The 8,879-nt window shown below is 53.2% G+C and carries 9 protein-coding genes, 1 tRNA gene, 1 pseudogene and 1 riboswitch; of the genes and pseudogenes, 2 read left to right on the top strand and 9 right to left on the bottom strand.

From position 1 onward, the window contains the following. Nucleotides 1-39: 39 nt before the first annotated feature. The 3 genes from map to ACPGUT_RS12550 all read right to left on the bottom strand — a co-directional run bounded on the left by map (nucleotide 40) and on the right by ACPGUT_RS12550 (nucleotide 2,473). On the bottom strand, nucleotides 40-876 hold the full coding sequence (gene map, locus ACPGUT_RS12540) for a type I methionyl aminopeptidase (RefSeq protein WP_423991898.1): 837 nt from the start codon (nucleotides 874-876) through the stop codon (nucleotides 40-42). A gap of 66 nt (nucleotides 877-942) precedes the next feature. Beyond that, entirely contained in the window at nucleotides 943-1,650 is a 708-nt protein-coding gene (sfsA, locus tag ACPGUT_RS12545) for a DNA/RNA nuclease SfsA (RefSeq protein ID WP_423991882.1), read from the bottom strand. A 199-nt stretch (nucleotides 1,651-1,849) separates the two neighbouring features. Beyond that, nucleotides 1,850-2,473, bottom strand: coding sequence for an FMN-binding negative transcriptional regulator (locus tag ACPGUT_RS12550; RefSeq protein WP_423991884.1), 624 nt, complete (start codon nucleotides 2,471-2,473; stop codon nucleotides 1,850-1,852). 66 nt (nucleotides 2,474-2,539) lie between these two features. After that, a riboswitch (FMN riboswitch) is annotated at nucleotides 2,540-2,752 on the top strand. Nucleotides 2,753-2,834: 82 nt separating this feature from the next. Between ACPGUT_RS12550 and ACPGUT_RS12555 the strand changes: the two genes are divergently transcribed. Further along, nucleotides 2,835-3,269 carry a 6,7-dimethyl-8-ribityllumazine synthase gene (locus tag ACPGUT_RS12555; RefSeq protein ID WP_423991886.1) on the top strand — a complete coding sequence of 145 codons (435 nt, stop codon included), beginning with the start codon at nucleotides 2,835-2,837 and terminating at the stop codon, nucleotides 3,267-3,269. A 56-nt stretch (nucleotides 3,270-3,325) separates the two neighbouring features. On the opposite strand, the gene ACPGUT_RS12560 is transcribed toward ACPGUT_RS12555, so the two are convergent. The 4 genes from ACPGUT_RS12560 to dapF form a co-directional block, all read right to left on the bottom strand. Further along, the gene (locus ACPGUT_RS12560; RefSeq protein WP_423991888.1) at nucleotides 3,326-4,486 is read right to left on the bottom strand and encodes a trans-sulfuration enzyme family protein; all 1,161 of its coding nucleotides are present in this window, start codon (nucleotides 4,484-4,486) and stop codon (nucleotides 3,326-3,328) included. A 73-nt stretch (nucleotides 4,487-4,559) separates the two neighbouring features. Then, a complete protein-coding gene (locus ACPGUT_RS12565; RefSeq protein WP_423991890.1) occupies nucleotides 4,560-5,204 on the bottom strand; it encodes a glutathione S-transferase in 645 nt (214 codons plus the stop codon). Nucleotides 5,205-5,232: 28 nt separating this feature from the next. Next, nucleotides 5,233-6,504: a tRNA (N(6)-L-threonylcarbamoyladenosine(37)-C(2))-methylthiotransferase MtaB gene (mtaB, locus tag ACPGUT_RS12570; RefSeq protein ID WP_423991892.1), complete on the bottom strand. Its 1,272-nt coding sequence runs from the start codon at nucleotides 6,502-6,504 to the stop codon at nucleotides 5,233-5,235. Further along, nucleotides 6,501-7,340: a diaminopimelate epimerase gene (gene dapF, locus ACPGUT_RS12575; protein WP_423991894.1), complete on the bottom strand. Its 840-nt coding sequence runs from the start codon at nucleotides 7,338-7,340 to the stop codon at nucleotides 6,501-6,503. The genes mtaB and dapF overlap by 4 nt, the downstream gene beginning before the upstream one ends. A gap of 108 nt (nucleotides 7,341-7,448) precedes the next feature. On the opposite strand from dapF, the gene ACPGUT_RS12580 reads away from it, so the two are divergent. Continuing rightward, a tRNA-Lys gene (locus ACPGUT_RS12580) sits at nucleotides 7,449-7,524 on the top strand. Between the two features lie 197 nt (nucleotides 7,525-7,721). On the opposite strand, the gene ACPGUT_RS12585 is transcribed toward ACPGUT_RS12580, so the two are convergent. Beyond that, entirely contained in the window at nucleotides 7,722-8,021 is a 300-nt protein-coding gene (locus tag ACPGUT_RS12585; RefSeq protein WP_423991896.1) for a hypothetical protein, read from the bottom strand. Nucleotides 8,022-8,665: 644 nt separating this feature from the next. After that, nucleotides 8,666-8,879 (bottom strand): annotated as a pseudogene (locus ACPGUT_RS12590) (hypothetical protein); the annotation flags it as partial.

Genomic DNA, 8,879 nt, shown 5'->3' on the forward strand with positions numbered 1-8,879 from the left:
CCCCGCACCCCCGGAGTATTTACGGCAAGATGAATGAGATCAGGCCGGGAAATAGATGCCCTTTGGGGATTCTGTGAAGATCTCAAAGCCGTCGGATGTTACCGCGATGGAATGTTCAAACTGTGCGGACAGGGTTTTGTCGACAGTGATCGCTGTCCAGTCATCTGACAGAACTTTGGTTTCCGCACGGCCCAGGTTCAGCATCGGTTCAATCGTAAAGATCATGCCTTCTTCCAGCACTGCACCTGTGCCTGGCTTACCGTAATGCAACACATTGGGCGGCGAATGGAAAACACGCCCGATGCCGTGACCACAGAAATCACGCACGACAGACATCTTGCGGGCCTCAGCGTATTTCTGAATCGCATGGCCGATGTCGCCAAACGTATTACCCGGCTTGACCTGATTGATGCCTTCAAACAGGCTGTCATGGGTGACCTGCACCAGACGTTCCGCGAATTTCTTTTGCGGGCCAACGGTGTACATGCGGGATGTGTCACCGAACCAGCCGTCCACAATCACCGTCACATCGACATTCAAGATATCGCCATCTTTCAAAATATCGTTCTTACGCGCGACCTTTTCATATTTGCTTTTCGGGATCTCGCTGCCGGGAATGCCGTGACACACCACATGGTTCACCGAAATACAGGACGCGTGTTTATAGCCTTTATAACCGATAGTGGCAGAAATCGCGCCCGCATCATCAACCATCTTTTCAACCGCAGCATCCAACGCATGCGTTGTTGTGCCCGCTTTCACCAAGGGGCCAACCGCATCTAGAATTTCCGCCGCAAGACGACCCGCTTTGCGCATGCCGTCAAAATCTGCCGGATCATAAATCCGGATGCCTTCTTTGGTTTCGCGCAGGTGCATATCGTTCACGGGTTTCTCCAGTTCAATTCGGGGCATAAATACTGCAGCGATCAGAAATGTAAAAGCTTAATCGAAGCGGAAGGGCACGCGCGCATTCAGAGTGATGCCCTTCGGCGTGATGTTACAGCTATAGGCCAGCACCTCCAGCCCGGCTTTGCGCGCATCACGAAAGGCCTGGGCATAGGTCGGATCGATATCATCAGCCAAGGTAACAGACGTGCAATCCGTACGTTGAACCAGGTAAAACAACATGGCCCGATCCCCTCTGCGCGCCTGTTCTGCAAGATCATTCAGGTGTTTAGTGCCGCGCGCCGTAACACTGTCAGGAAACTCGGCCAGCCCCGGCGTACGACAAAGGGTAACAGATTTCACCTCAAGCCACAGATCCGGTTTGTCATCATCCGTCAGCAGAAAATCCACGCGAGAATTCTCACCGTATTTCACTTCGGGCCGTACCGTCGCGTAATCCGCGACCTCGGGAACTTCATGCGCCATAAAAGCCGCCTTTAACGCCCGGTTCGGCATGCTGGTGTCCACCCCCGTGAAATGCCCATTTTCGTGATCAACCAGCCGCCAGCCATATTTTAGCTTTTTCTTGGGATCATCGTTGGGTTCAAGCCAACATAGCTGCCCCTCATCCTTCAGCCCCATCATGGAACCCGGATTGGCGCAATGGGCCGTAATTTCACGCCCATCCTCCAGGCGCATATCTGCAAGGAAGCGCTTGTAACGGCGTATAAGCCGCGCCGGGATAAGCGGGGTGTGAAAATCCATATCTGTATATTCCAAACAAAACACATTGCAGTTCAGGGGGCTCTGTCCAAACCTACGATCTGCGTAACATCAGAGATGGCGCTTTCCCACTGAATTTGTGGCGACGGTCTGCACAATTGCGCGACCGTTTCCAAATGCGAACCTACGTAGGCAGAAGCTGGCGCATCTAAAAACCTGTTTCTGACCTTCGAATATCACATCAAAGATCTTCAGCATCCCGCATCAATCTGGCCAGCTCTAGGTGATCACTGCCGAACCCTGCGGTCTCCAGCCCATCAGCAGCCCCGGCGCGTGCCTCGTTGCCTTTGTTCTGTCCCAGCTTCCAGGTGCCATCAATACTGTCCAGCGCCAGCCGCACAGGCACAATCATACGCAACATACGCGCAAAGGCATCGGGCGTGACTTTGTCGTTGGTCCAAGGGGGCTTGGGCAGCAGCCTGGCTTCGAAATGCGCGGCAAGCGCGTCCAGATGGGGGCGCAGGTCTTCCGATGCCCGCAGGGATAATTCCCCACGCAGATGCACGGCAGTGTAATTCCAAGTCGGGACCTGGTCCTTCACCCCATACCAGTCAGGTGAAATATAGGCATCCGCCCCGGTCACCGCGATGACGGCTTTTTGCGGCGCCTGTAATGTTCGCACAATTGGGTTTGAACGCACCAAATGCAAATCCGCAAATGCGGCGTCATCGGACAGAAGAAACGGCACATGCGATATCAGCGGCCCGTCTGCACCATTCACAGACAACACGCCAAACCCGCGATCACGGGCAAGGGTAAGATTTTCGCTTTCGGGTGTCTGACGAAACGCGGGATTTGGATGCATGACGGTTTCCTTTCATACAAAGTCGTAGGTGGGGATTGAACCCGATGCAAGCGCGCGTCATATTTACCCTGTTCTCAGGGCGGGGTGTAATTCCCCACCGGCGGTAAGCAGAGCGATCTGTAAGTCCGCGAGCGGCCTGAAACTGTATACAGTTTATATGCATAGGATATGCATAACATGTGCATGCTTTGTGCATGGCGTCTGTATCAGGATCAGGTGTCAGCAGATCCGGTGTAATTCCGGAACCGACGGTCATAGTCCGGATGGAAGAGAACGCGGCAAAAAGGGGCTTTCGTATCCTGCGAAAGTGTCTTGTCGTGAATGCCCTGGGTGACGTGTCTGAACCTAGAGGAGTTACCCGATGACACACACCCGTTACGCCTTTATCAAAGCCAACTGGCATGCCGATATCGTTGACCAGGCCCTAAAAGGGTTCTGCGAATTGATCCCCGCTGATCAGGTTGATGTTTTTGATGTGCCCGGCGCTTTTGAAATGCCGCTTGTGGCAAAAGATCTTGCCGAAACAGGCCGTTACGCCGCCGTTGCCTGTGCCGCCCTTGTGGTGGATGGTGGCATTTATCGCCATGATTTTGTCGCGCAAGCCGTGGTCGATGGCCTGATGCGCGCAGGACTTGATACCGGGGTTCCCGTGTTGTCCGTGTCCCTGACCCCACATCATTTCCAGGAAACCGAACACCACATGACGATCTATCGTGAACATTTTGTTCAGAAAGGCCGCGAAGCCGCCCAGGCCGCGCTGATGATCGGAAAAACACGCGCTGCCCTGGCAGCCTGAAACAAAAAGGCCGGGTCGCATACCGCACCCGGCCTTCCCTTAAAGTTATTTATATATCAAGCATTTGCCCGCGCTAAAGCCTGCTCCAGATCATAGATCAGATCATCCGCATCTTCGATCCCGATAGACAGACGCAACAAGCGTTCATGCACTGGGAAACCTTCACCGGATACGGTTTTGCGGTGCTCGACAAGGCTTTCCACCCCACCCAAAGACGTCGCTGGATAAAACAGATCACAGAAACGGGTGGTATCAATCGCGGTTTGTTCAGTGCCCTTCACAATGATCGACATCATGCCACCGAATTGCCCATCGGTCTGACGTTTCGCCACTTCATGCCCAGGATCCGTCGGCAGACCTGGATACAGAACGGCCTCCACATGCTTATGCCCTTGAAAATGCTTCGCAATTGCCATCGCGTTGGCGCTGGCTTTTTCGACACGCAGGAACAATGTGCGCATGCCCCGGATCAGAAGCCAGGCATCAAAGGATTGCAGCACCGTGCCCTGCAACTTGCGGATCAACTCCATATCAGCCCAGTGCTGACCGGTCTCACGCACAGACAAAACACCCGCTGTCACATCGGAATGCCCGTTCAGATATTTCGTGGCAGAGTGGAAGGAAATATCCGCGCCCAGTTCCAACGCACGGGTCATGCAGGGCGGGGTGCCGGTGCAATCCGCCATCAGCTTTGCCCCATGGGCATGGGCGATCTCAGAAGCGGCAGCAATATCAGTGACTTCCCAGTTCGGGTTGTTCGGCGTTTCAACCCAGACAAGCTGTGTTTCACCAGGCTTCATCGCCGCCGCCAGTTCATCCAGATCGCCGGCGGTGTACCAGGACACAGAGATACGCTTGTTGCGCTCATAGATTTGTAGCTGGTTCAGAACACCGTGATACATGACCTTCGGCGCAACCACATGGGCGCCGGTGGGCAGATGTTCGATCACAGCGGTGCAGGCGGACATGCCGGAAGAAAACAGCAGAGAATCCGCTGCACCTTCAAGTTCCGCAATGATGGCTTCGGCGTGGCCCGTGGTCTGGCTGCCGTCACGGCGATACCAGTAAGGTTTGCGCACCTCATAGTTTTCATCGCGCGCATAGGTTGCCGTGGGCTGAATGGCAGGCACAACAGCCCCGGTGCCCTCTTCCATAAAGCGCAGAGCCTGGGCAACGCGGGTGGAAAGTGCTGGTTTACGATTGCTGTGTTCGGTCATGATCTGGTCTCCGCGTTGAATTCAAAGGCAGGCTAAACCTGTTTTTGTCAGGGGCACCATAAACAAAGCGACTTTAGGCCAGTGATTTTGCGCAAAACAGAACAATGTCGTCACCCACTGCCCATTTTTTGTGCTTTCCCATGATGGCAGCAAAGCGATCAGAGGCTTTGAAGGCGTCCAACCAGCGGATCAGATCGGGCCAAGGTTGGGTATAAAACCAGTCCTGATCCACATGAGCGAACTGACGAACGAAAGTGACAATCGCCATATCTGCAAGGCAGGGCTTATCACCGTAGATATGATTTTGACCTTTCAGCATCGCATCGATTCTTCGCAAAAAAATCGCACCGTTCTCGCGTTCATCATCTGTGTCAGCCTCTGGATGACGGCTGCCGTATTTGTACCGATCCAGCGCAGATTTAAACGGCCCGTCACTTTCCGCAATCAACGCGTGACCTTCTTTGGGCATTTGCAGCCAGCCTGCGGGGTCATTCTGTTGCAACGCCCAAAGCATCACATCCAAGCTTTCCTCAATCACCTGCTCGCCATCAACCACCACAGGCACTGTACCCTTGGGCGATGCCGCCAGAAATTCCGGGGCTTTGTCGCGCAGAAGGATTTCCCGCAACTCACATTCAATGCCCGCCACTTGGATCGCAAGGCGCGCACGCATGGCATAGGGACAGCGACGGAAGGAATAGAGGATAGGGCGGGACATCAAATTTAAGCCTCCGGCGGGAGTATTTTCAGCAAGATGAAAGCAATTGCGTTGCGTTTAGCCCAAGGATGCGGGTTTCAACGATCTGACCGACAGGCTGATCGCTATCAAAGCTGACCTCTGTGAATTGTTCCGTTCGGCCCATGCGGGGATTTTCCAGCAGCACCTGATGGGTTTTCCCAATTTGGGCAGCCAGATGGTTTTTAACCTGTAAATCCCCGACCGCGCGAAGGCGGGCGGCGCGGGCCTTGATCACATTTCCATTCACCTGATTTGGAATTTTGGCGGCAGGGGTGCCTTCGCGTTTAGAATAGGGGAAGACATGCAACCAGGTCAGATCACAATCGGTGACAAGTTTCAGCGAGTTTTCAAAATGGGCGTCAGTTTCCGTCGGGAAGCCCGCAATGATATCCGCACCAAAGGTCATGTCCGGGCGCAGTTTTTTTGCCTCTTCACAGAAGGCAATTGCATCATCGCGCAGATGGCGGCGCGCCATACGTTTCAGGATCAGATCGTCACCGTGTTGCAGGGACAGATGCAGATGCGGCATCAGGCGCGGTTCGGTCGCGATGGCTTGCATCAGGTTGTCATCGGCTTCAATGGAATCAATCGATGAAATCCGCAACCGCGCCAGATCCGGCACCAATTTCAGGATCCGCATCACAAGATCACCAAGGCGTGGCGTCGCAGGCAGATCAGCCCCCCAAGATGTGAGATCAACGCCGGTCAAAACGACCTCATTATAGCCCTGATCGACCAAGCGTTTGATCTGATCCACAACCACGCCCGCAGGCACGGAACGCGAGTTGCCACGACCATACGGAATAATGCAAAAGGTACAGCGGTGATCACAGCCATTCTGGACCTGTACATAGGCACGGGAACGGGTGCCAAAACCATCAATCAAGTGCCCTGCGGTTTCAGTGACCGACATAATGTCGTCCACCAGAACCTTTTCGCTTTTGCCGATGAAATCTAGGCCAGAGAGTTTCTGCCATGTCTCAGGTTGCATCTTTTCAGTATTGCCCAGAACCAGATCAACCTCATCCATATTGGCGAAAGTTTCTGGCTCTGTCTGGGCCGCACAGCCCGTGACGATCACTTTTGCATCCGGGTTTTCACGGCGCAGACGGCGAATTTCTTGACGTGCTTTGCGCACTGCTTCGGCTGTCACGGCACAGGTGTTCACCACCACAGCACCGCCAATGCCAGCCTCTTGTGACATGGCTTTCATCGCCTCGGTTTCATAGGCGTTCAGGCGACAGCCAAGTGTCGTGAATTTCAGATCAGGTGTGGTCATTCGACGGACTTCAGGAATTCTGCACTAAGTGTGCCATCAAAAACATGCGCGGCCGGGCCAGTCATCCAGACACCATCTTCACGCCAGTCAATCTCTAGCCAGCCGCCATCAAGCTGCATCTTCACCTTTCTGTCCGTCAACCCTTTGCGATGAGCAACAACAGCGGCGGCACAAGCCCCAGAGCCACAGGCAAGGGTGATTTCCCCGCCACGTTCCCAGACACGCATACGAATATCGTCGCGCGCCCGGACTTGGATGAATTCAACATTTGTACGTTCAGGGTATAATGCGTGATGTTCCAGATCCGGTCCTATGCTGCGCAAATCCACCATATCCGCATCATCGACCACAAAGACCATATGGGGATTACCCATACCACAGGCCCCTGGGGAACCATCAACGGGCAATGCGTTTATATCATCGACATCATGGCTTAGCGGCACTTGATCCCAGGTGAGTTGGGGCTGTCCCATATTCACGCTAAACAAATCCGTCCCGGCACGCATACCTGTCAGGATCTCGTGCCCTGTAAAAAAGGTCGCGCGGTCGGCCCCGGTTTCTTCAAGGATCAGCCTTGTGATACAACGACTGGCGTTGCCGCAGGCATCTGCGCGCGATCCATCAGAATTCCAGAACTCGACATCCAGATCCGCCCGCGTGGATTCGCGCAGAATCACCAATTGATCAAAACCCACACCAAAATAGCGATTTGCGATCGCTTTGGCGGTTTTCGCGCTCATAACATCGGGTGCATGGCGGGTATCAATAACCACAAAGTCATTTCCCAGCCCGTGCATCTTGCGAAATGGCAGTTCAGAGGTGTTTTTATGCTGCATATCCATGGCTTCCATATAATCCGAAAGAAAAAATCATGCCAGAGGGGGTTTTTCTCATATTCTCGCTTGACCCCACCCGCCAGCAACCTTAAACGACCCAACAAGTGAGGGCCCTTAGCTCAGTTGGTAGAGCGGCTGACTTTTAATCAGTAGGTCGCAGGTTCGAACCCTGCAGGGCTCACCACATATTCTATTTGAGGAATGGCACGAGCTTGTTCCTTTCCGACATATTCCTTTCCATTTCCAACGATTAAGTGCAGTCTCGATAGTTTTGGAGACGGCTTCACACAAAGCAGTTATCATTGCAATTGCCGCTATCACTCATTGTAGCACCGGAACTTCGCACTTCACCCGTTCGATCTTGAGAGATGGTCAGATGCTCTACGCAGCTGCGCCAAATTGCTGATATGACCCCTCCATTTGATTGGCGGCATCGACACAAATACCATTAGCCTCTAGTTCCTCTAGTTCCTCCAATTCCTGCAACACACCATCGCTTACCGTAATTCCGTTTGATAGGATCTTGCTTCCATCCTCGACCAGTAACGCTTGTGCCACATCGAGCAGCCCTAGCATCGCGTGAATAATAACTAGGTTCACCATCGGCCAATATTGATCTCCCATTATTGTAACGGCCAGGTCACTTAGGTCCTTTGCTAACTCAAAATCACCTTGCCGCATCAGGAAATAGGCAAAAGTAGAGGTGGTCGCGAAATTTCGGGCCAGTTGTTAAGGTGGATCGCATGAAGAAAGTGACGATCCAAAATGAAGAAACGAAAGAACCATTCGCCATAGTTTAAAGCTAAGGTTGCGCTTGAAACGATCTGTGAAGAGACGACGCTTGCAGAACTGTCCAAGAAGTACGGAGTCCATCCAACCCAGACCGGAACATAGAAGCGCGCTGCGATAGAGAACATGGCGGCGGCCTTTACGCGCAAAGTTTCCTTGCCCGAGCCAGTAAGTATAGCTGACATTGACAAGCTGCATTCCAAAATTGGCCAGTTGGTGGTTGAACGGGATTTTTTAGCGGACGCCTCACATCAGTTGCTCGGGACGCGCCCCTCTCGTGACCTTGCCTCTGGCAAGGCACTACCGGTCAGCAGGGCAAAAAATGGTGAGCTGGGATCATAAATTAAGTATGCGTAAATAGTGCGAACTGTTGCAGCTGTCGCGGTCACGGCTGTACCATCAACCAGTCGGCGAAAGCGCTGAGAACTTGCGGCTCATGGAAGCCATCCCTTGCCCGGCAGGCGCATCCGAAGGATGCTGCCGAGAGGGGACAAGCAGTTCCTGGAAACGCCCTGGTATGAATAGCCCCTAGTTTCCTAGACACCTTCTTGTTTCATATTTCGTTGTCTGATTTCGAAATCGATGGGCGCCAACATCCCATTCCTCGCATGTTTACGTTTCGGGTTATAGAACATTTCGATGTAGTCCGTCGGCTGGCAGTGGTTTGTGAAGCAAACCATGAGAAGCGAAGATGTCTTGCCTGGCTTGTTCACGTGTTTTGTAGGTCCGACGACGAATGCGCTCACGTTT

This window comes from Halocynthiibacter sp. (assembly GCF_049608145.1).
In the GTDB taxonomy this organism is placed as follows: Bacteria; Pseudomonadota; Alphaproteobacteria; order Rhodobacterales; family Rhodobacteraceae; genus Halocynthiibacter.